General features: G+C 70.4%; 17 protein-coding genes and 1 tRNA gene. 10 read left to right on the forward strand and 8 right to left on the reverse strand.

Annotated elements, in window-relative coordinates; genetic code table 11:
• Nucleotides 1–79 precede the first annotated feature (79 nt).
• The 3 genes from F784_RS0101565 (at nt 80) to F784_RS0101575 (ending at nt 3,782) form a co-directional block, all read left to right on the forward strand.
• Entirely contained in the window at nt 80–427 is a 348-nt protein-coding gene (locus F784_RS0101565) for a lipopolysaccharide assembly protein LapA domain-containing protein (RefSeq protein ID WP_019584932.1), read from the forward strand.
• A complete protein-coding gene (locus F784_RS0101570; protein WP_019584933.1) occupies nt 424–2,556 on the forward strand; it encodes a single-stranded-DNA-specific exonuclease RecJ in 2,133 nt (710 codons plus the stop codon). The genes F784_RS0101565 and F784_RS0101570 overlap by 4 nt, the downstream gene beginning before the upstream one ends.
• Nucleotides 2,557–2,975: 419 nt before the next feature.
• Nucleotides 2,976–3,782: a hypothetical protein gene (locus F784_RS0101575; RefSeq protein ID WP_157464931.1), complete on the forward strand. Its 807-nt coding sequence runs from the start codon at nt 2,976–2,978 to the stop codon at nt 3,780–3,782.
• A 77-nt stretch (nt 3,783–3,859) separates the two neighbouring features.
• Here F784_RS0101575 and F784_RS0101580 read toward each other — a convergent pair whose 3' ends face one another.
• Entirely contained in the window at nt 3,860–4,882 is a 1,023-nt protein-coding gene (locus F784_RS0101580; protein WP_040382295.1) for an SIS domain-containing protein, read from the reverse strand.
• A gap of 71 nt (nt 4,883–4,953) precedes the next feature.
• Here F784_RS0101580 and F784_RS0101585 point away from each other — a divergent pair, with 71 nt between their 5' ends.
• Together F784_RS0101585 and F784_RS0101590 are read left to right on the forward strand one after the other, a co-directional pair.
• Nucleotides 4,954–5,895, forward strand: coding sequence for an AraC family transcriptional regulator (locus F784_RS0101585; protein ID WP_245557735.1), 942 nt, complete (start codon nt 4,954–4,956; stop codon nt 5,893–5,895).
• Nucleotides 5,896–5,952: 57 nt separating this feature from the next.
• Nucleotides 5,953–7,191 (forward strand): tetracycline resistance MFS efflux pump, encoded by a 1,239-nt coding sequence (locus tag F784_RS0101590; RefSeq protein ID WP_019584937.1) that lies wholly within the window; start codon nt 5,953–5,955, stop codon nt 7,189–7,191.
• 192 nt (nt 7,192–7,383) lie between these two features.
• Here F784_RS0101590 and F784_RS0101595 read toward each other — a convergent pair.
• Nucleotides 7,384–7,460: transfer RNA gene (locus tag F784_RS0101595), tRNA-Arg, on the reverse strand.
• A 40-nt stretch (nt 7,461–7,500) separates the two neighbouring features.
• Between F784_RS0101595 and F784_RS22140 the strand changes: the two genes are divergently transcribed.
• The 3 genes from F784_RS22140 to F784_RS0101610 all read left to right on the forward strand — a co-directional run bounded on the left by F784_RS22140 (nt 7,501) and on the right by F784_RS0101610 (nt 11,652).
• The gene (locus F784_RS22140) at nt 7,501–9,492 is read left to right on the forward strand and encodes a peptidylprolyl isomerase (RefSeq protein ID WP_040382229.1); all 1,992 of its coding nucleotides are present in this window, start codon (nt 7,501–7,503) and stop codon (nt 9,490–9,492) included.
• Nucleotides 9,493–9,869: 377 nt separating this feature from the next.
• Nucleotides 9,870–10,862: a tryptophan--tRNA ligase gene (gene trpS / locus F784_RS0101605; RefSeq protein ID WP_019584939.1), complete on the forward strand. Its 993-nt coding sequence runs from the start codon at nt 9,870–9,872 to the stop codon at nt 10,860–10,862.
• A 34-nt stretch (nt 10,863–10,896) separates the two neighbouring features.
• Nucleotides 10,897–11,652 carry a segregation and condensation protein A gene (locus F784_RS0101610; RefSeq protein WP_019584940.1) on the forward strand — a complete coding sequence of 252 codons (756 nt, stop codon included), beginning with the start codon at nt 10,897–10,899 and terminating at the stop codon, nt 11,650–11,652.
• A 237-nt stretch (nt 11,653–11,889) separates the two neighbouring features.
• Here F784_RS0101610 and argC read toward each other — a convergent pair whose 3' ends face one another.
• The 4 genes from argC to F784_RS25830 form a co-directional block, all read right to left on the reverse strand.
• Nucleotides 11,890–12,855, reverse strand: a complete 966-nt coding sequence (gene argC / locus F784_RS0101615) for an N-acetyl-gamma-glutamyl-phosphate reductase (RefSeq protein ID WP_019584941.1) — start codon at nt 12,853–12,855, stop codon at nt 11,890–11,892.
• 67 nt (nt 12,856–12,922) lie between these two features.
• Nucleotides 12,923–13,813 carry an ornithine carbamoyltransferase gene (argF, locus tag F784_RS0101620; RefSeq protein WP_019584942.1) on the reverse strand — a complete coding sequence of 297 codons (891 nt, stop codon included), beginning with the start codon at nt 13,811–13,813 and terminating at the stop codon, nt 12,923–12,925.
• Between the two features lie 207 nt (nt 13,814–14,020).
• A complete protein-coding gene (locus tag F784_RS25825; protein ID WP_019584943.1) occupies nt 14,021–14,872 on the reverse strand; it encodes a hypothetical protein in 852 nt (283 codons plus the stop codon).
• Nucleotides 14,869–15,792 carry an ABC transporter permease family protein gene (locus tag F784_RS25830; protein WP_019584944.1) on the reverse strand — a complete coding sequence of 308 codons (924 nt, stop codon included), beginning with the start codon at nt 15,790–15,792 and terminating at the stop codon, nt 14,869–14,871. Before F784_RS25830 ends, F784_RS25825 begins: the two co-directional genes overlap by 4 nt.
• On the opposite strand from F784_RS25830, the gene F784_RS0101635 reads away from it, so the two are divergent.
• Both F784_RS0101635 and F784_RS0101640 read left to right on the forward strand, forming a co-directional pair.
• Complete coding sequence (locus F784_RS0101635) at nt 15,791–16,576, forward strand: histidinol-phosphatase HisJ (RefSeq protein WP_019584945.1); 786 nt, start codon at nt 15,791–15,793, stop codon at nt 16,574–16,576. The two genes, F784_RS25830 and F784_RS0101635, sit on opposite strands and share 2 nt — an antisense overlap.
• Entirely contained in the window at nt 16,569–18,275 is a 1,707-nt protein-coding gene (locus tag F784_RS0101640) for a DNA polymerase/3'-5' exonuclease PolX (RefSeq protein ID WP_019584946.1), read from the forward strand. Before F784_RS0101635 ends, F784_RS0101640 begins: the two co-directional genes overlap by 8 nt.
• On the opposite strand, the gene kynU is transcribed toward F784_RS0101640, so the two are convergent.
• Nucleotides 18,272–19,453, reverse strand: coding sequence for a kynureninase (gene kynU, locus F784_RS0101645; RefSeq protein WP_019584947.1), 1,182 nt, complete (start codon nt 19,451–19,453; stop codon nt 18,272–18,274). The genes F784_RS0101640 and kynU overlap by 4 nt on opposite strands.
• Nucleotides 19,450–20,091, reverse strand: coding sequence for a cyclase family protein (locus tag F784_RS0101650; protein WP_019584948.1), 642 nt, complete (start codon nt 20,089–20,091; stop codon nt 19,450–19,452). Before F784_RS0101650 ends, kynU begins: the two co-directional genes overlap by 4 nt.
• Nucleotides 20,092–20,095: the final 4 nt, after the last annotated feature.

A 20,095-nucleotide genomic window follows, 5' to 3' on the forward strand; every position in this document is an offset into this window, starting at 1 on the left:
TCCAGTTCCGCTCCGGAAGGCCCCCTGGTGGGGCCATTTTTCTTTGGCAGACGCGCCTGGAGGGCGCTAGACTGCCCCCATGCGACTCGTGGGGTTCGTTCAGGTGGTGCTGCTGCTCGTACTGGGCGCGTACCTGCTGCTGGTCGCGCTGGAAAACCCGGTCCCGGTGAGGCTGCCCCTGCCGCTGGGGCGGGGCGAGCTGCTGCTTCCGGTGGGCACGGCGGTCGCGCTCTTCGCCGTTCTGGGCGCCCTGTACGCGGCGCTGCTGCTGCTGCCGCCGCTGTGGCAGGCCCGCTGGCGCCGCCGCCGGGAGGCCCGCGAGCGCGTGGCCCTCGAAAGCCGCCTGACCGCCACCCTCCAGGCCCGGCTGGGGAGCGTGTCCCCAGCGCCCGAACCCACCACTCCCCCGTCCCCGGTCAGCGCATGAGGCGGCCCCAGCCCGAGCTGCCCGACGCGCGCTGGCTCCTCGCCCCGCCCGCCAGTCGTGAGGCGCTGCTGAAGAGCATGCGGACGTGGCGCGTCTCGCCGCCGCTCGCCCAGGTGCTGCACGGGCGTGGCCTGACCCCGGCCCTCCTCGACCCGCCGCTGGTTCTCACGCCCAACCCGGCGCTGCGGGAGGCGGCGCGGCGGATCGTGGGGGCGATTCGGGCGGGAAAACGCATCCGCGTCCACGGCGACTATGACGCCGACGGGGTGACCGCCACGGCCATCCTGGTCCTGGGCTTGCGTGAGATCGGCGCGGACATTCACGGGTTCATCCCCCACCGGCTGAACGAGGGGTACGGCATCCACCCTGACCGGGTGGAGGAACACGCCGCCGCCTGCGACCTGCTCGTGACGGTGGACTGCGGGGTGACCAACCTGGAGGAGGTGCGGTCCCTCCTCGCCCGTGGCACGGAAGTGATCGTGACCGACCACCACGCGCCCGGCCCGGACTACCCGGACGGCCTGGTCGTTCACCCCCACCGGACGGCGGGCTACGACCCGGAGCTGCACAACCTCACTGGCGCGGGTGTCGCCTACCACCTGTTGTGGGCCGTGCGGGAGGAGCTGGGATTACCCGAGCCACGTGAGCTGGCCGCCCTGGCGACGGTGGGCACAGTCGCGGACGTCGCGCCGCTGATCGGCGAGAACCGGGCGCTCGTGCGGGCGGGGTTGGCGGCACTGGCGGAGTCCCCCCTTCCCGGAATTCAGGCCCTGCTGAGCGCCAAGCGGGTGGGGCGGCCCTCCGCGCGGGACGTGGCCTTTCTGCTCGCGCCGCTGGTGAACGCGGCCGGGCGGCTGGGCGAGGCCGACGTAGCGCTGCAACTCCTCACGACCGACAGCCTGCACGAGGCCCGCACCCTGGCGACTTACCTGGAGTCGCGCAACCAGGATCGCCGGGTGCTACAAGACCGCATGTTCGAGGAGGCGCTGGGGCTGGCCGACCCCTCCGACCCCGCCATCGTGGTGACCAAGGAGGGCTGGCACGCGGGCGTGATGGGTATCGTGGCGAGCAAGCTGGTCGAGACCTTTCACAAGCCGGTGTACATCGTCGCGCAGGGCAAGGGATCGGTCCGCAGCACCCCTGGCATCAGCGCTGTGGAGGGGTTGCGCTATAGCCACGACCTGCTCAAACGCTACGGCGGGCACCCGGGCGCGGCGGGCTTCGCGGTCGAGGAGGGCAACATCCCTGCCCTGCGCGAGCGGCTGCACGCCTATGTCCGGCAGTTTCCCCGCCCGGTGCCCGTGTGGCGCCTGGACGCGCCGCTCCCGACCCTGGGGGCCACCCCCGACCTCGTCACCCAGGCGGCGGACTTCGAGCCCTTCGGCACGGGGCACGCGCCGCCACTGTGGCACGTGCGCGAGCCGCTGACCGGGACACGGCTCGTCGGGAAACGCGGCGACAGCCTGCAATTCCAGGTCGGGAAGTTGCGCGGCATCAAGCACGGCGAACGGGACGCGGCGCCCGGCGAGCGGGACCTCGCGGCCCACCTGGTCAGCAGCGAGTGGCAGGGGCGCACCCGGTTGGAGCTGCACGGGCAGGCCCTGCGCGTCCCCGCCCGGCTGGGGCTGGACAGCCCGCTGGAAGGCGCCCCACCCCTGCCCCGCCTGGACCCCAGGGAGGCGATGAGCCACCTGCGCGCCGGGGCGAGTGCCTATGCCGACGGCCCGGTCGCCGCATACCTGGGCGATCAGGTGCCCGGCCTGACGCTGGTCTCCCCCGGCACCCCCCACCCCGGCGGCGAACTCATCCTGTATGCGCTGCCTCCCGAGGATGACCTGGCCCGCTGGCTGGCGCAGGGCCGGGTCGCCTTCGCCCTGGGGCCGAAAACGCTGGCGGAGCTGGAGGGCAGCCTCTCGCGCCACCACCTCAGCGCGCCGCCCCCCAACCCCCTGCAAGGGAGCCGCGAGGCCGGGCTGGAGGCCGCTGTGGACGCCTACCGCCGCTGGCAGTGGGCGCACCTGTACCGCATACTCGACGACGAGGGCTGGAACGCGGCGGTGCGGCACCTGCTGGGGCTGGAACACGCTCCTGCCGCGCAGCCATTGGAACTCGTGGCAGCCGACGACTGAGGGGAACGCCATTGAGAAGAGTGACCCGGCGTGCCCTCACGAGATTGTGAAGACCGCCACCCGACTGTTCTGACCTGGTTTCAGCGGGGGCGCCATCCTCTTTCCACCCCGGGTAGTGGCTGCTGGGAAGGGTTCTGTGGCAAGACCGTGGTCGGCGGCCCTGAGGTGGAAGCGGCGTCCTCTACCTCAGAATTCATGGCCGAAATCTCATTTACTTTCTATTAACGCCCCTGATGTCAGGCTTTGGTCAGGCATTCCCGCAACAACTCCCGCTCTCCCTCTGACCCTGCTGGTGCCTGGACAGGAGTCCCTGGGCAAGCTGCGTCTTGCCGTGACTCGAACATTCCGCGCTCGACAACCCTGCCCGGCCCGAAGTTCGACCCGGGCAGGAGTTGACCTACCCGAAGAGGGGGCACAGCATGTCCGCACCAGGTCAAGCCGAAGTGAGAAGTGTGGTTCCAGTCACCAGAAACGCCACCCACCCGTCCCCCGCAGGCGTTCAACCGTTTGCCCTGCCTCCTCGCCGGATCATCCGGCTCCTGACCTGGATCACAGCGGTTCTGGTCGTCATCAATGTGCTGACCCGGCTGGTGACGCTGCGCTTTCCGGACTTTGTAGGACGGGACTGGCTGACCATAATGTTCGGCCTGGGTGGTGAGGCCAATCTCCCGGCCACGTTCTCCGGCGGCCTGCTGCTGCTCAGCGGCCTCCTGCTGGGCGCCATCGCCTTGGAGAGGCGGCGATCGGGCGGGCCGTTCTCGCTGCACTGGAGCGTGCTGTCGGCCGCGTTTCTCTATCTCTCCCTCGACGAACTCGTCAGCATCCACGACAACATCAGTGCTCCCCTGAGTCGGCTGCATCACACGAGTGGCGCCCTTCTCTACCTATGGGTGGTGCCCTACGGGCTGGCGGCGCTGGCCTTGCTGCTGGGGTCCATCCGGTTTCTGCTCCACCTGCCCGCCCCGACCCGGCGCCTCTTTCTCCTGGCGGGCGCCGTCTACATCGGGGGCGCCCTAGGGATGGAACTCCTGGAGGCCGACTCCAACTCGCGCCACATCACGACCGGCGTGATTCCCGTGTGGAGCGTCATCATTGAGGAGACGATGGAGATGTGCGGCGTGGTGATCTTTATCTCCGCGCTTCTCTCGTACATCCAGAAGTTCCTGCCGGGCTTCGCCCTCCAGCTCAGCGTGCGGCCGGAGACCCGGGAGGCAGGGCGCGGGTAGACGCCGCAGGGGTGTTCGGGCGGCGGGGCGGGCTTCCCGCGCCCACCCCGCTTGTCCCTTGAACCGGGGTTCCCGGCTCAATCCTCCTCGCCGTCCCCCTCGTCCTCGTCTAGGTCCTCGTCGTAATCCTCTCCACCCTCGTCGTCCTCGCGCCAGTCGCGGACGAGGTTGGTGCGGCGCACGTCCTCGGCGTCGTGGGGGGCCGAAAGAGTGGCAGGGTCCCCCTCGCCCGCCAGGACGGCTTGCGCACGGGCGAGCATGGGCGGGTCGGCGGCGTCCACCCCGTAACGCTCGGCGAGGTAGGCGGCCACCCAGGCGCCGAAGTACCACAGGGCGAGTTGCGCGGCGTACCCGCCGACCTGGTCGGGGCTGACCCCTTCCGGGTAGGGGACGTGCAGCACCTCGTCCACCCGTGATTCCAGCACCTCGCGAGCCACGTCTAGCGCGGGGTCGGGGTCACCCAGCAGCAAGGCGACCTTGGCGTCCCCCTTCTCGTGCTGCGCCTCGAAGGCCCCGGTCGCCAGGATCAGGGGATCACCCAGGACGGGCACGGCGAGCGTCTTGCTGGCCCGCGCGAGGAGCGACTGCCAGGCGTGCGGGAGCGCGTCGGCCTCGGGCGCTGCGAGCAGAAGCGGCGTGCGGCCCCACAGCGTCCAGGCGAGGTCGCGGGCCGGGTTGCCCTCCTCCACGTGCGGGGCGCAGCGGTCGCGCAGGTTGGAGAGCAGGAGTTCGGCGTCCTCCGCCTGATCGGCATGCCCCGTGGCGTGCGCGAGGTACTGCGCAGAGTGGTAGGTCGTCACCACCCCGCCGGGCACGAGTACGTCCACGTCGTCGGGGCTGCCCCCGGTGCTCACCCGGCGCGCGGCGGCGCCCGACACCTCGGCGAGGTCGGCGTAGTCGCGGGCGGCGTCCCCCGCGTCGGCGCTCGACACGACGAATTGGGTGCCGCCCCGGGTCCGGGTGAAGGGCACGAGCGTGGCGGCGAGGTGGGCGGCGAGGGCCCCCTCCCCCACACCGATCAGGCCGTAGGGGCCGGGCTCAGGCTGGGTGGGTCCGGCGTAGCTGCCGGGCAGACGTTCCAGAAGGGAGAGGAGGTCCATGGCCCCGGTGTACCACATCTGTTTCGCCCGCCCCGCCATTTCACGGATACCGCCCGAATGCGGGGCGTGGCATGCTGCCCCCTATGGCCTACCGGGAGTTCCTTCCCGATCCCCACTTGCGGGACTGCGTGCGGCTGTACTGGCAGGTCGAGGAAAACCACGGGCCGGGCGAGGAGGAACACCGCTTCCTGCCCGAGCGCTCGGTGCGCCTGACCTTCTACGCGGGCGACTCCTGGCACGGCTCACCGGTCACGGGCGAGCTGGAGCGGATGCCCGCCGCGTCCCTCTTCGGCATGACCCTGGAGCCGCTGCGGGTCGTCTCGCGCGGCCCGACCCACGCGCTGGGGGTGGAGCTGTACCCCTGGGGCGCCCGGCAACTGTTCGGCTGGGCCATCGGGACAGCGTCGCTGGACCTGCTGCCCGGCTACGGCGGGGCTGCCCGCGAGATCTGCGCGCTGCTGACCCTGGGCGAGTGGGAGGCGGCGCGGGCGTGTCTGGAGGCCTGGCTGCTGGGGCTGCTGGCGGAACGGGCCCGCGAGGCGGGGGCGGGCGTGCGGGCCGCCGCCCAGCTCTACGGCTCGCTGGGCACCGCACGAATCGGGACGCTGGCCGAGGAACAGGGCCTCAGCCCCCGGCAACTGGAGCGCGCCTTCCGGGAGGAGGTGGGCGTGCCCGCCAAGACGCTCGCCCGACTGATCCGCTTCGAGGAGGTACACAATCGGCTGTGGCTCCGGCCGGACACACCGCTCGCCCCACTCGCCTACGAGCTGGGTTTCTCGGACCAGGCGCACCTCACCCGCGAGTTCCGGGCGCTGTCGCACATGACGCCGGGAGCGTTCGCCGGGTTCAGCCGTCTGCGCGTGCGCGGCCCCGTGCCGCAGACCGAACTGGAAGCCCGGCTCCGCGCGCCCGGCCGCGTGTCCTCGTACGCCCTGGGTCCAGCTCTGTCCGAGCTGGAACTGCGTCCAGAGGCGGGGGCCGCCAGTGGGTCCTCGTCCACCCTGGCCTCCTAGCGGTCCGTGTCGCGTTTGTTCAAGACCCGTCCGCCCCCAGCCGCCTAGCGTGGGCGCATGAACGAGACCTTCCCCTCCCCCGTTTCGCCCCGCACGCCGCTGCTGTTCATGCTCGTCACGGCCTTCCTGTTCGCCGTCGGGATCGGGCTGGTCTTTCCGGTCCTGCCGTACATCGTGGCGGCGCAGGTGCCGGACGTCTCCCGCCAGGCGGCCACCATCGGCCTGCTGGGCGCGGCTTACGCGCTGTGTTCCTTTTTCGCCTCACCGGTGCTGGGAGCGCTGAGCGATGCCTACGGGCGGCGACCCGTGCTGATGCTCAGCCTGCTGGGCTCCGGCATCGGGTACCTGATCTTCGGGATCGGCGGCAGCCTCTGGATGCTCTTTCTGGGCCGCATGATCGACGGGCTGTGCGCCGGGGGCCTGAGCGCCATCTTCGGCTACGTGGCCGACACCACCCCCGAGGAGGAGCGCGGCAAGGTCTTCGGGCAGATCGGCGCGACGGTCGGGGCGGGCTTCATCATCGGCCCGGCCATTGGGGGCCTCACTTCGCACCTGGGCCTCGGCGCGCCCATGTTCCTGGCGGCGGGGGTGGCCCTGCTGAACCTGCTGTGGGGTGCCTTCGTGCTGCCGGAAAGCCTGAGGCCCGAGAGGCGCCAGCGGCATTTTGACGCCGCGCACCTCAACCCGCTGCGGCAGCTCTCGGGCGCGCTGGCGTACCCGGCGGTGCGGCGGCTGGTGTCGGTGAGCGTCCTGTTCCTGCTCCCCTTCTCGCTGATGCAGATCGCGCTGGCGCTGCTCACCCGCGACACGCTGGGCTGGGGGCCCGCGCAGACCAGCACCGCCTTCATCATCGTGGGCTGCTGCGACATCGTGGCGCAGGGATTTGTGCTGCCGCACCTGCTGCGGCATCTGGGCGAGCGCGGCGTGGCGCGGCTGGGGCTGGGCATGGGCGTGGTGGGCATGACCGGCCTGGCCCTGCTGCCCGTCTTCCCTATCGCCACTTTGCTGTACCTCAGCGTGGCGATCTTCGCCATAGGCGAGGGCATCTTCAGCGCCTCGCTAGGGGCGCTCGTCTCCATCGCGGCCCCCCAGGACTCGCAGGGCCGCGTGCAGGGCGGGGCTCAGGCATTCAGCTCGCTCGCCCAGGTGGTCGGCCCCCTCAGTGGCGGTCAGCTCTACTCGCGCCTGGGTCCCACGCCCACCTTCGGTACAGGTGCGGTCCTGGTCCTCGCTGCCCTTGCCCTCCTTTGGGGGCAGCGGCCCGGGGGACAGTCGGTGCGGGAGGTCGCGGGCTGAGCCTCAGCGCGGTCACATGAGAGGGGGCCGGGAAACGACGCCCAGGACGTCTTTTCCGGCTTCATGTGGTCTTGAGGGAGCGTGCTAGAATCGCCCGCGTGCGTCTTCGGAACCTTGGCCCCACGGCCTCTTCCTACGGGAAGGGACCCCAAAGCAAAACACCACCCGGGCGGGTGGCATTTTGACCTGCTGTGGCGCGCTCGACAGGACTCGAACCTGTGGCCTTTGGCTCCGGAGGCCAACGCTCTATCCACCTGAGCTACGAGCGCAGGGCTCAGGGAATGTAGCACGCACCCGGGAGGAGATCAAGTGAGAAGAAAAAAGGTCGTGAACGTCCTGCTGGGCGTTCTCGCACTGCTGCTGGTGGTCGGCATGGCCTACCAGCTCACCCCCAACGTCGGTTCGCTGTTCGGGAACCGCCAGCAGGGCACGCCCGCCCTGAAGGTGAACGGCCAGACCGTCACCGCCGAGGAACTGGAGGCCGTGCGCCGCAGCAACCCCGTGCTGGGCAGCGCCGAGTCCGGCATCCTGGCCGACGACTTCAAGACCTACATCGTGGCCCAGAAGGTCCGGCAGGCCGTGCTGACCCAGGGCGCGAAGGACATCGACGTGAGCCGCTCGGACGTGAACGCCGAGGTGCAGAAGGTCCGCGAGGCGAACAACCTCACCGACAACAAGGCCTGGACGGACGCCCTGCAAGGGGTGGGCCTCACGGACGCCGCCTTCCGCCAGCAGACCCGTGACCAGCTCGCGGTGCAGCGCAAGGTCGAGGAAATCCAGAAGACGGCGGCCCCGGCGACGGACGCTGAGGCCCGGCTGTACTACCAGCTCAACCCCCAGAGCTTCCAGTCCGACGCCCGCATCGTGGGCCGCGAGATCGTGGTGAACGACAAGGCGAAGGCGCAGCAACTCCTGGCGCAGGTCAAGAGTGGGGCCGACTTCGCGGGGCTCGCCAGCCAGAACAGCAGCGAGTTCAAGGACCGGGGCGGCGCCCTGGGGCCCATCGAGAACGGCAGCCCCCGCCCGGTCGCGCAGGTCGCGCTTCCCAGCGAGGTGGGCACCGCCGCCTTCGCGCTCAAGAACGGTGGCGTGACCGACGTGATTGCCAGCGGCGGCAAGTTCTACATCGTGAAGGTTGAGAAGTACCTGCCGCCCGCCGTCAAGCCCTTCGAGGAGGCCAAGGCGGACGCTGTGAGCGCCGTGAATGACCAGAAGAAGAACACCGTGGTCGAGCGCTGGCTAGACGGCCTGGAAAAGAACGTCCAGATTGAGGTGCTGGACCCCAACTGGAAGACCGAGAACCCGACGGTCGCCTCGGTGGGCGGGCAGAAGATCCCGTACTCGGACGTGGTGGCGCAGGTCGTGCAAAACCAGCAGTTCGCCAGCCTGCTCGGGCAGGTTCCGGCGGATCAGGCGGGGCAGCTCGTCAACGGCATTCTCAAGCCGCAGGTCGTCGAGAGCCTGATTCAGGGCTACGCCGCGCCCCTCATCGTGCAGCGGAAGAACATTCCGCTGGCGGGCACCCGCCAGGAACTCGCCGCCGGGCTCGCCGCCTACGGGGCGCGGGACGTGAAGGTCACCGACGCGGACATCCAGAAGTTCTACGCCGAGAACCGCACCCAGTTCGAGACCCCGGCCAGCGCCACCGTCAACGAGGCCAGCTTTGCAGACCGCGCGAAGGCCCTTGCCTTCCGGCAGGGCTGGAACGGGCAGGGCAGCTTCATCACCGCCGCGAGCAAGGCGGGCGGCACGGTCAGCGAGCGCGGCCAGGTCTCACCCGGCACCGCGGAGGCCCCCGGCACCCTGGGCACCGAGCTGGAGGCCGCCGTCTTCACCGCCAAGACCCTGCGTTCGGCGGGCGAGGGCAGCCTGAGCGACGTGGTGAAGGTCGGCAACCGCTACGTCGTCGCCTACGTAACCGACCTCAAGCGCGCCGCCGTGCAGCCCCTCGCCCAGGTGCGTGACCAGATCCGCGACCAGGTGCTCGCCCAGAAGAAGCAGGAGGCCGGGCAGGCCTACCTGACCTCGCAGGCCCTGGCGCTCAAACCCGTCAACAACCTCCAGAAGGTGCTCGCTGCCCAGCAGAAGCGGGTGGCGGCGGCCGAGCCCAAGACTCCGGCGGCGCAGACCCCGGCCACACCCGGGGCGGGCAAGGCCCAGGGCAGCACGGACCAGGGCACGGGGAACACCTCGGCAGGCTCCTCCGCGAGCGGGTCCACCCCGGGCAGCTCTAATGGTTCCACTGACAGTGGCAACGCGGCGTCGGGGGGCACGACTTCCGGCAACGCCAGCAACCCCTGATTCTCTTCCATCTCTCCAGAAGCGGCCTTTCGGGGTCGCTTCTTCCGTTTGGGCTCCGGGGCCTGGCGAGGAGCCCACGGCGAAGTGTCATCCTGAGCGAAGTGAAGGGCTTACCCTCAGCACCTGGGGGACGCTTCGCGCCGCTCGGTCTGACAGGACCAGGCCCAGGGTGGCCCATCCCCGGGTTCCTGGCGGGCAAGGGGTGGACTTGGCTCCTTCGAGAGGAAAGCGGTCAGCGAAGCGGACTGAGGGGTTAAGCGCGGCCAGCCCTGTCACAGGACGGAGCAACGCACCGCCCTACCCTTGCCCATGCAAACGTCGGTTCCGTTATCCCGCATAGCGCCCAGTCCATCCCCGCCCGCTAGAATCTCCCGCGTATGCCGCGCGTGTTTTCAGGAATCCAGCCGACGGGCGATCCGCACATCGGGAATTACTTCGGGGCGATGAAGAACTACGTGAGGCTGGGCGAGGAGTACGGGAAGAACTCCATCTACTGCGTGGTGGACCTCCACGCGCCGACCAATCCGAACGCCTATGAGCCCAGGCTCCTCGCCGCCCGAACAGTGGAGATGGCCGTGGCGAACATGGCGGCCGGGCTCGACCCCGAGAAGGTCATCTTCTTCGCCCAGTCGCACGTGCCCGAGCACACCGAGCTGGGCTGGCTCTTCACGCTGATCACCCCGGTGGGCGAGCTGGAGCGCATGACCCAGTACAAGGACAAGGCGCAGAAGCTGGAGAGCACCCCGGCGGGCCTGCTGATGTACCCGGTCCTCCAGGCCGCCGACATCCTGCTGTACAAGGCGGACACCGTGCCGGTCGGCGAGGATCAGGTGCAGCACATCGAGCTGACGCGCGAGATCGCCCGCAAGTTCAACCACTCCTTCGGCGAGATGTTCCCGGAACCGAAGGCCGTGCTGGCGAAGGATGCGCTGCGGATTCCCGGGGTGGACGGCCAGGGCAAAATGAGCAAGAGCAAGGGGAACACCATCGGTATCCTGGAACCGCTCGATTCCATCTGGCAGAAACTGCGGCCCGCGCCCACCGACCCCGCCCGCGTGCGCCGCTCGGACCCCGGCGATCCCGACAAGTGCCTGATCGGGGACTACCACAAGCTCTTTTCCGATCTGCCGACCATCGAACTCGTGTACGAGGGCTGCCGCACCGCCGGGATTGGCTGCGTGGACTGCAAGAAGATGCTGATGCAGGGCATCACGCGGGAGCTGACGCCCATTCAGGAGCGGGCCGCCGAGTTGCGGGCCGACCCCGACCGGGTGCGCGACGTGCTGGTCGAGGGCGCGAAGGAGGCCCGCCAGATCGCCGTGCCGGTGATGGAGGAGGCGCGGGAGCGGGTGGGGTTCCTGAAACTCTGATGGCGGTGTGGGCTGTGGGTCGTGGAAGGGGCGCTTGACCGTTCTGGCCACGCCTCCTCCCACCGTTCCGGCTCAGGGCTTCACGGTGAGGCTACCCGCTTTCGAGGGGACGCTGGCCGACCTCGCCTCCGCGTTGAGGATGGGGCGCGTGCTGCCCGCCGAAGTGCCCCTGCTCGCCCTGACACGGGAGGTGCTGGCCTGGGCCGAGGCGCTGACCGGAAGTGGGGCTTTCGACGCGCACCCCGAGGCCCTGCCCGCCCTGGCGAACGTGATCGCCCTGAAGGCCCGGCTGCTGCTGCCACAGCCGGAGGCGGACGAGCCCGGCCCCGACGATTTCGGCGACGACCTGTTGGGCGACGTGGTGGAGGGCGTGGAGGCGCTGGCCGAACTGGGGACGCTGGTGGACTTCCTTGCCGCCCGCCGCCGCGAGCGTGAGGGGTTGATTCCGGGCCGCCCGGTCCCCGTCGACCTGCCCCGCCGCGAACGCAAAAGCACCCCGCAGGGGAGCCTTGCCAAACTCGTCCGGGCCGCGCGGAATGCCGTCCGGCAGGTCGAGGTGCCCCTGCTCGCCCGCGAACGCCTGACCCTCGCCGACGCACTCCACGCCCTGCGCGCCTTTGGGAGCCGCCTGCGGACCTTCACCTTCCGGGGCATCCCGGCCCAGGACTGGGGCGAGCGCACGACCTACTTCGCCGCGCTCCTCGAAGGCGTGAAGGAGGGGACGTTCCGGGTGGAGCAGGCGGACGTGTACGGGGAGATTCAGGTGACGGCGCAGGGGTTGGAGGAGTGAGGGAGAGGCGAGACTCCCTGTAGGCAGCCCCTTTCCAGACTGAGAAAACACGGCAGCGAGAGGGCTGGAGCGAGGGGCGTGTGACCCGCTTCAGCCCCCGCCAGGTGGCCTGCCCAAACTTCCCGCCGCTCGGGGGTCATGCCCGCTCACCCCCTCCCAGCCTCCCCCCTCAAGGGGGAGGGGGGTTCGTCATCCTGACCGCCCTTTATCTAAATCGACGACCCACCATCCGGGCTCCTACACCCCTTCCGGCACCCGGTAGTCGTGCCGCGCTCCCTCCAGCCCCAGCATCACGTCGAGGTTCTGCACGGCGGCCCCACTCGCCCCCTTGCCCAGGTTGTCGAGGCGCGAGACGAGGAGGGCGTGCTCGCCGCCCGGGCTCGCGTACACGAAGAGTTCCAGCTCGTTCGTGCCGTTCAACGTCTGGGGATCGAGGATGGGGTCGGCGGGCCTGCCCCCCTCGAAGGGCATCACGCGCACGAAGCGTTCCCCGTCGTAATGGGTGGTCAGGGCGGCGTGCAGCTCTTCCGCCCCCACCCCCAGCGGCCCGAGGTGGAGCGGAATCTGCACCAACATTCCCTGTCGCCAGCCACCGACGTGGGGGGTGAACAGCGGCGGGTCATTCAGCCCGCCATGCCGCGCCATCTCTGGCTGATGCTTGTGGGCGAGCGAGAGCGCGTAGCTCTTGAACGGTCCCGCCATCGGATGCTCGCCCCGGCCCTCGTTCGCGTCCACCAGGGCGCGGCCCCCGCCCGAGTAGCCGGAAAAACCCTGCACGCTGACGGGAAAGTCGTGTGGCAGCAGCCCCGCATCCGTCAGGGGGCGCAGGAGGGCAATCGCCCCGGTCGCGTAGCAGCCGGGATTACTAACAAAGCGGGCGGCGCGAATTTCATCCCGGCTGCACAGTGTGAGTTCGGGGAAGCCGTAGGCCCAACCATCGGCGGTGCGGTGGGCACTGCTCGCGTCCAGCACGCGCGTCCGGGGGCTCTCGATCATCGCCACGGCCTCCCGCGCCACGTCGTCGTGGAGGCACAGCACAGCCACGTCGGCAGCGTTGAGCAGCTCGTACCGAGCCCCCGGGTCCTTGCGGCGGGCGGGATCGATGCTCAGGAGTTCGAGGTCGTCCCGGCCTTCCAGGCGGGCGCGGATTTGCAGGCCGGTGGTTCCGGCCTCACCGTCGATAAAGATTCTAGGATTGGTCATATCTGTGGTCTGCCTGGTTGATCTAGATGCACGCTGCTGGGAACAGAAGCTCCTGCTCTCCAGTCTCTCACCACCGCGGCCGCATCTCTCCCATCAGGTGATACAGCAGCGCCTTTTGCGCGTGCAGGCGGTTCTCGGCCTGGTCGAAGACGCGCGACTTGGGGTGTTCGGTCGCCTCGGGCACCGTCTCCTCGCCGTAGTGGGCGGGCAGGCAGTGCAGGAAGATGCCGTGCGGGGCGATGGTCTCCAGCATGGCGGGGGTGACCTGATAGCCCCGGAAGGCACGGCGGCGGATGTCGGCCTCGGCCTCCTGGCCCATGCTGATCCAGACGTCGGTGTACAGCACGTCAGCGCCCTCGACGGCGGCGAGGTCGTGGGTGAGGGTGATCTGGGTGCCCGCCTTCACCGCGTCCATCAGCACGCCCGCGTTGGGCTCGTACCCGACCGGGGTGACGACCGTCACGTCCGTCCCCGTCAGGATGCCCATGTGAATGTGGCTGTTGGCGAGGTTGTTGCCGTCGCCGATGTACACGACCCGCCGCCCGCGCAGGTCCGGGCCGAATTCCTGCTCGATGGTCTGGTAGTCGGCCAGGAGTTGCGCGGGGTGCAGCATGTCGCTCAGACCGTTGATGACGGGGATGCCCGCGTGGTTGGCGAGTTCATGCAGCGTCTGCTGGAGGTAGACCCGGCCCATCACCCCGTCCACCCAGCGTTCGAGGTTGCGGGCCACGTCGCTGATGCGCTCGCGGGTGCCCAGACCGATCTCGGTGTTGGAGAGGGTGATCGCGTGCCCGCCGAGCTGGTACATCCCCACGTCGAACGTGGTGCGGGTGCGCAGGGACGCCTTCTCGAACACCAGCGCCAGGCTGAGGCCCGTCAGAGGCTTGACCCCCCGCCACTCGCCCCGCCGCATGGAATGGGCCGTGTCCAGCACCGTCCGCAATTCGGCCGGGGTCATGTCGAGGTTGCTGAGGAAGTCACGTCCCGCCAGCGCTGGGGCTGGCAGGGTATCGGAAGTCAGGAGCGCAGGATTATTCGTGAGCGGGAGGGACTGGGCATGCAGCCAGTCCGGCTCTACCGCCGACTTCCTGGGCTTTTTAGGAGGGCGGGCCGCCTTCGTCATAGGGCATGAGTATACGCAGCATTTGAAAAAAGATGCAGAAGGTCACTCCTGTGGGACTCGGGGAAGGCGCAATCTGCGCCGCGCCCAGCCCCGACGCGCCAGGTCTTTGAGGGCCGCCGTCAGGACGACAAGGAGCAGCACCGGCCAGACGAGCTGTTCGGGCGTGTCCAGCCACGACCAGCGGAAGAAGCTGATGAGCTGGCCCAAATCGGCCCCCAGCGGAAAAGCCTGCACGTCCTGCACGAGGTCGAGACTGTCGGTGAAGGCGATGATGACTGTGCCCCGGTCGTAGAAGCCCAGCGCGCCGAGTTCCATCAGCCACACGAACACCGCGCTGAGTACCGTCGCCACCACAACGGGCAGTCCCGGCAGGAGGTGAGGCAGGACGTGGCGGCGCAGCAGGTGCCCCGTTCCGCCGCCCAGGGCGAGCGCCCCTTCCACAAAGGGTTCGCGCAGCACCGCGTCCACCCTCACCGCGATGAGGCGGGCCGTCACCGCCATCACGCCGAGGGCCAGCACCAGGCGGAACGAGTCGCGGCCCAGCAGCAGCACGAGCGCCAGGAGCACGATCACCTCGCCGGGCAGGGCCATGAGGCGGCCCCGCCATCCCAGCCACAGCCCCAGCACGAGGCCGGGCAGGACGCCCAGCGCGAGGACGGTCAGGGCCAATGTCAGCGAGCGGGCCAGGCCGCGCGAGAGCAGGCAGCGGGCGTCGCGGCCCGCCCGGTCGGTGCCCAGCGGCGCGGCGGAATTGCCGACCCGCAGGGGCGGCACCTGGGGGCTGGGCGCCTCCCCGGCCACGCGGGCGGGCACCTCGACGATCACGCGGGTGGGGCACTCCTGGCGGGGCGAGAGGAAGGCCAGCAGGAGGAGGGGCAGCAGCAGCCACCTCACCGGGCCGCCTCGCCTGCCCGGGGGCGCGGGTCGAGGCGGCGGGCTAGGGCGTGCAGCCCCGCGGCGGCGAACAGCCCCAGCCCCAGCAGCAGCAGCAACGACGCGGAGGTGATCTGGAGGCGGAAGGCCGCGTCCGCCAGCGGGGCCTCGGCCCCAGGCCCGATCAGTGGAGCAAGTGTTCCCTGCCACGCCAGATACGCCTCGTTGCCCACACCCGGAAACTGGAGCAACCCCTCGATGATCGCCAGCGAGAGCGTGAGGCCCAGCGCGTCCCCCGCCAGCCCGGCGGCGCGCTCGGGCAGGGCCAGGCGGGCCGCCCGTCGACGCACGGTGCGCTCGGGCAACCCAGTCGCGCGGGCCACGCGGGTATGGTCGGCGGCCAGGGCCTCCTCCCGCGCCTGCCGGGTGAGGAGCGCCGAGCGGGCCGCGAGCGGCAGGGCAAGAGAGGCGGCGATCAGGGCGAGCATGACGGGGGACCACACCTCCAGCGGGAAATTCCAGCCTCGCGCCAGCGTAAGCGCCAGCCCGGCGCCCACCCCGCCCACGAGCAGCAGGTAGGGCGGCAGGCTTTCGAGCAGCCACAGCAGCGGGCGCGGCGCGCGGGAGAGCAGCGCGGCGAGGCCCCAGGCCAGCGCCAGCCCGCCCGCCAGGTACGCGGCGGTCAACCCGGCCAGGGGAAGCACCTGGGTGAGAACCTCGGGATTGAGCACGCCCGCCAGCGCCGCCGGGTAGCTCGCCAGGCGCTCACCCCACGCCAGGCGGCGCTCCAGCCCCAGCATCAAGGCGAGGTGCAGGGCGAGGAGCCCCAGGGGGACGGTCAGCAGACCCGGGCGCATGGCCTCGAAGGAGGGCGGGGCATGGGGCCAGTATGCGGGTGGGTGACGGCACTCGCCCAGGCCCTCGCGTACCCTGTCCTCCATGACCCCACCGCTGTTCGACTCCCACCTGCACACGCCGCTGTGCGGACACGCGACCGGGCACCCGCGCGAGTACGCGCAGGCGGCGCTGGACGCGGGCCTCGCGGGCCTGTGCTTTACCGACCACATGCCCATGCCCGCGTGGTACGACGCGCCGTGGCGGATGCGTCTGGATCAGCTCGGGGAGTACGTGGACACCGTGCGGGGGGTGCAGGCCGAGTACGCCGGGCGCCTCACGGTCCAGCTGGGCCTGGAGGCCGACTTCCACCCCGGCACCGAGCGCTTCGTGGAGCGGGTGCTGAACAGCCACGAATGGGACTACGTGATCGGGAGCGTCCACTACCTTGGCGCCTGGGGCTTCGACAACCCGGAGTTTGCCGCCGAGTACGATGGACGCGACCTGGGCGGGTTGTACCATGACTACTACGCGCTGGTGGAGGGGGCGGCCCGAACGGGCCTTTTCGACAGCATCGGCCACCTCGACCTGCCCAAGAAATTCGGGCACCGGGACACGGAGGGCTACGCCGCGCTGCACGCCCTCGATGTGGTGGCCGAGAATGGGCTCAGCCTCGACTTCAACACGGCGGGCTGGCGCAAACCCGTCGCCGAGGCTTACCCCGCTCCCGACCTCACCCGCGCCGCCGCCGAGCGGGGCATTCCCTTCGTGCTGGGCAGCGACGCGCACCGCCCGGAGGAGGTCGGCTTCCACTTCACCGAGGCGCTGAAGGAGCTTCACGATCTGGGCGCCCGGGTGGTCACTTACGCGGGGAGGATTCGGCATGGCTGAAGTGACCCGCAAGGCCCTGAGCGGTGTCCTGAAGACTACCGCTGACCTCCTCGACCTGCTGGGCCAGGAGGCCTTCCGCGCCAACGCCTACCGGGGAGCAGCCCGCAGTCTGGAGGCCCTGGATACGGACGTGGGGTTGCTCGTCGAGTCGGGCTTCGCGGGCGTGTCCAAGGTCGGAAAAAGTATCGCCGCCGAACTCGCTGTCTACGCTCGCACCGGCACCTTCGAGCCGCTGGAGGACGCCGCCAGCCAGGTCCCGCCCGGCGTGCTGGGCCTCTTCCGGGTGCGCGGACTGGGACCGAAGAAGATTCGCGCCCTGTGGGACGCGGGGATCGACTCACTGGAGACGCTGCGGGAGGGTGCGAGGGACGGGCGCGTGGCGGCCCTGAAGGGCTTCGGGCCGAGGAGCGCAGGGACCATTCTTGAGGCCGTCGAGTTTGCCCTGAGCGCCCAGGAACGCCAGTTCCTCTCCACCGGGCTGGACGTGTCGGAGGGGCTCGCCGCGTGGCTGGACGGGCTGGAGCCCCGTGTGGCCGGGGATGCCCGGCGCGGCCTGGAAACGGTGCGGGCCGCCCGCGTGACCGTCACGGGAACGGCGGAGGACGTGACGGCGCGGCTGGCGGGCCGGGTGGAAGACCTGAACCCGGTGGACCCCAAGCCGCTGCTCTCCGGCCGGGTGGACGGCGTACCCGTCGAGATCGCCTACGCCCCCGCCGAGGTCCGCGGTGCCCTCGACCTGATGATGGGCGGGAGTACCGTGTACCGCGAGGAGTTGCGGGAGGCGGCGAAAACGCAGGGCTTCGACCTCGGCGGGCGGGGGTTGAAACGGGACGGCACCCTCCTGCCCACCCCCACCGAGGAGGACGTGACCCGCGCCCTGAGCCTCCCCCTGCGCCCCGCCGAGTACCGCGAGCCGGAGCATGACGAGGTCTGGGAGACGCTGCCCGCCCCCGAAGACCTCGTCACGGTGGCCGACCTGAGGGGGATGCTGCACACCCACTCCGTCTGGTCCGACGGGGCGGCCACCCTCCCCGAGATGGTGGAAGAAACCATGCGGCTGGGGCATGCTTACCTCGGGACTGGCGATCACTCCCGGGCTGCCCACTACGCCAACGGCCTGAGTATTGAGCGCTTGCGGGCCTACATCCGCGAAATTCGCGAACTCCAGCGCGCGGGCCTCCCCATCCTGGCAGGCGCCGAGGTGGACATTCTGGAGGACGGCTCGCTCGACTACCCCGACGAGGAACTGCTGGGGCTCGACTACGTGGTGACCAGCGTCCACAGCCTCTTTACCCTGGACCGCGAGCGGCAGACCGAGCGGCTGGTACGGGCCGCCTCGCACCCGCTGGTCACCATCCTGGGGCACCCGACGGGCCGCCTGCTGCTGCGCCGACCGAGCTACGCGCTCGACCTCGACGCGGTGCTCGACACCTGCGAGCGGAGCGGCACGGTCGTGGAGATCAACGCCAACGCCTACCGACTGGACCTCGACTGGCGCGACGCCCTGCGCTGGCGTGAACGGCTAACGTTCGCCATCAACACCGACGCGCACGTCCCGAGCGGGCTGAGCGACACCCGTTACGGCGTAGCCATCGCCCGCAAGGCCGGACTGACACCCGAGCGGGTCGTCAACACGCTGGGGCAGGAGGACTTCCTGGCGTTCGTGCGGCGGCAGCGGGAGGGGCGGGGGCAGGTCTAGGTGACCAGCCCCGCCGCCTCCACCGCCCGGTGCGCCGCGGTGTCCAGCAGCTCGCGCAGCACCCGCACCGTCTCCTCCATCTCGGCCTCAGTGTTGTAGAGGGCCACGGGGGCCAGGCGCAGGATGTCGGGCTGGCGGAAGTCGGGGATGATCCCCCGTGAACGCAGGGCCAGGCTGAGGGCGTGCGCCTCCGGGTGCGCGAGGGCGACGTGGCCGCCGCGCCGCTCGGGCTCGCGCGGGGTGACGACCCGCAGCTCGGGCAGGTGGGCGTCCACCAGGGTCATCAGGTGCCCGGTGAGGGCCAGGCTGCGGCCCCGCACCTCCGCCATGCTCACGGTGTCGAAGACCGTCAGCGCCCCCTCCAGCGCGGCGAGGGCGAGGATGGGCGGCGTGCCGAGCTGGTGCGCCCCAGCGCCAGACGCCGGGCGGAAGGCGTGCGCCATCTCGAACTGGGTGCCCTTGTGGTGGCCCCACCAGCCGCGCAGGCCGGGCAGCAGGCCGTGGTGCCGCTCGTGCAGGAACAGGCCACCGGGCGCGCCGGGACCCGCGTTCACGTACTTGTAGTGGCACCAGACGGCGAAGTCAGCGCCCACCTCATGCAGGTCGTGCGGAACAGTTCCGACACTGTGCGCCGCATCCCACCCGATCAGGACGCCCCGTTTCCTCGCCTCCCGCGTCAGCCCCTCCACGTCGAGGAGTTGCCCCGAGCGGTACAGCACGGTGGGCAGCAGCGCCACGGCGACGTCGTCTGTCAGCGCAGCGAGGATGTCCTCCTCGTGCAGAGAGTGCCCGTCACGGCTGGGGATCAGGCGCACCTCGGCCCCGTGCCGCTCGGCCCAGCTCTGAAGCGCGTACACGTCGGAGGGAAAGTCGAGCGAGGTGGCGACGAGGTGGCGCCGCTCCCCCTGCGGCCGGTACAGCGTGGCGAGGAGGGCGTGCAGGTTGGCGGTGATGCTGCCCGTGGCGATGACCTCGTGTGGGAGCGCCCCGACCAGCCGCGCGACGGATGGCGAGAGCGACTCGGCGAGGCCGAACCAGGCGTCCCAGCCGCTCACGGCCAGCGTCTCCCACTCGGTCAGACGGCGCAGGACGGCCTCCCGGGCGGCGTGTGGCATCAGGCCCAGGCTGTTGCCGTCCAGGTAGATGCCGGGGGGCATGGCGAAGAGGTCGCGCCTCATGCCCCACCTCCCGGCAAGGTTCCGGCAGGCAGGAGCACCGCGCGGGCAGGGGCCCCGTCCACTCCGGCCAGCGGCAGCGGCAGACACACGAGGTCGTACTCGCCGTCGGGCACCCCTTCAAGGTTCAGGCCCTCCAGGATCAGCACGCCCGTCTCCCGGCAAGCATGGTGCGCGTCCAGCGTCTTGCTTGTCAGCGGGTCCACGCTGGGGCTGTCGGTGCCGATGAGTTGGACTCCCCGGCGGGCAGCTTCCCGCACCAATTCGGGGTCGAGGGCGGCGAAGTCGGTCGGGAAATCGGCCCAGCGGGCGGGCTCTCCGGTGTGCAGCAGCAGCCGGGGCGGCAGGGCGCCGGGCAGGTCCCCGAGCACACCGGGCCGGACCAGCCCCTCCTCCGCCCGCACCGTCACGACCCGGCAGCGGCCCAGGTACGGCTCCAGGCCGACCTCCTCCAGCTTCTGTCCTGCGTCGTCGTAGTGCCAGGGGGCGTCCACATGGGTGCCCGTGTGAGTACTCGTGTGGAGTTCGCCCGTATTCACGCTGTCGCCCTGGGCGATCCGCATACCCGGCTCGACCCGGAAGGGGGCGTCACCCGGCCAGTTGGGGTGCCCCGGCGTGAGCTGGCGCGAGATGTCGATCATGGGA

This window comes from Deinococcus apachensis DSM 19763 (assembly GCF_000381345.1).
Classification (GTDB): Bacteria; Deinococcota; Deinococci; order Deinococcales; family Deinococcaceae; genus Deinococcus; species Deinococcus apachensis.

What these genes read in the sequence shown, in the direction of transcription:
- F784_RS0101570 (WP_019584933.1), top strand. Translation starts at nt 424, where the DNA reads ATGAGGCGGCCCCAGCCCGAGCTGCCCGACGCGCGCTGGCTCCTCGCC.
- F784_RS0101650 (WP_019584948.1), bottom strand. Translation starts at nt 20,091, where the DNA reads ATGATCGACATCTCGCGCCAGCTCACGCCGGGGCACCCCAACTGGCCG.
- trpS (WP_019584939.1), top strand. Translation starts at nt 9,870, where the DNA reads ATGCCGCGCGTGTTTTCAGGAATCCAGCCGACGGGCGATCCGCACATC.
- F784_RS0101635 (WP_019584945.1), top strand. Translation starts at nt 15,791, where the DNA reads ATGACCCCACCGCTGTTCGACTCCCACCTGCACACGCCGCTGTGCGGA.
- F784_RS0101580 (WP_040382295.1), bottom strand. Translation starts at nt 4,882, where the DNA reads ATGGACCTCCTCTCCCTTCTGGAACGTCTGCCCGGCAGCTACGCCGGA.
- kynU (WP_019584947.1), bottom strand. Translation starts at nt 19,453, where the DNA reads ATGAGGCGCGACCTCTTCGCCATGCCCCCCGGCATCTACCTGGACGGC.
- F784_RS0101565 (WP_019584932.1), top strand. Translation starts at nt 80, where the DNA reads ATGCGACTCGTGGGGTTCGTTCAGGTGGTGCTGCTGCTCGTACTGGGC.
- F784_RS0101590 (WP_019584937.1), top strand. Translation starts at nt 5,953, where the DNA reads ATGAACGAGACCTTCCCCTCCCCCGTTTCGCCCCGCACGCCGCTGCTG.
- argC (WP_019584941.1), bottom strand. Translation starts at nt 12,855, where the DNA reads ATGACCAATCCTAGAATCTTTATCGACGGTGAGGCCGGAACCACCGGC.
- F784_RS25830 (WP_019584944.1), bottom strand. Translation starts at nt 15,792, where the DNA reads ATGGAGGACAGGGTACGCGAGGGCCTGGGCGAGTGCCGTCACCCACCC.
- argF (WP_019584942.1), bottom strand. Translation starts at nt 13,813, where the DNA reads ATGACCCCGGCCGAATTGCGGACGGTGCTGGACACGGCCCATTCCATG.
- F784_RS0101585 (WP_245557735.1), top strand. Translation starts at nt 4,954, where the DNA reads ATGCTGCCCCCTATGGCCTACCGGGAGTTCCTTCCCGATCCCCACTTG.
- F784_RS0101640 (WP_019584946.1), top strand. Translation starts at nt 16,569, where the DNA reads ATGGCTGAAGTGACCCGCAAGGCCCTGAGCGGTGTCCTGAAGACTACC.
- F784_RS0101575 (WP_157464931.1), top strand. Translation starts at nt 2,976, where the DNA reads ATGTCCGCACCAGGTCAAGCCGAAGTGAGAAGTGTGGTTCCAGTCACC.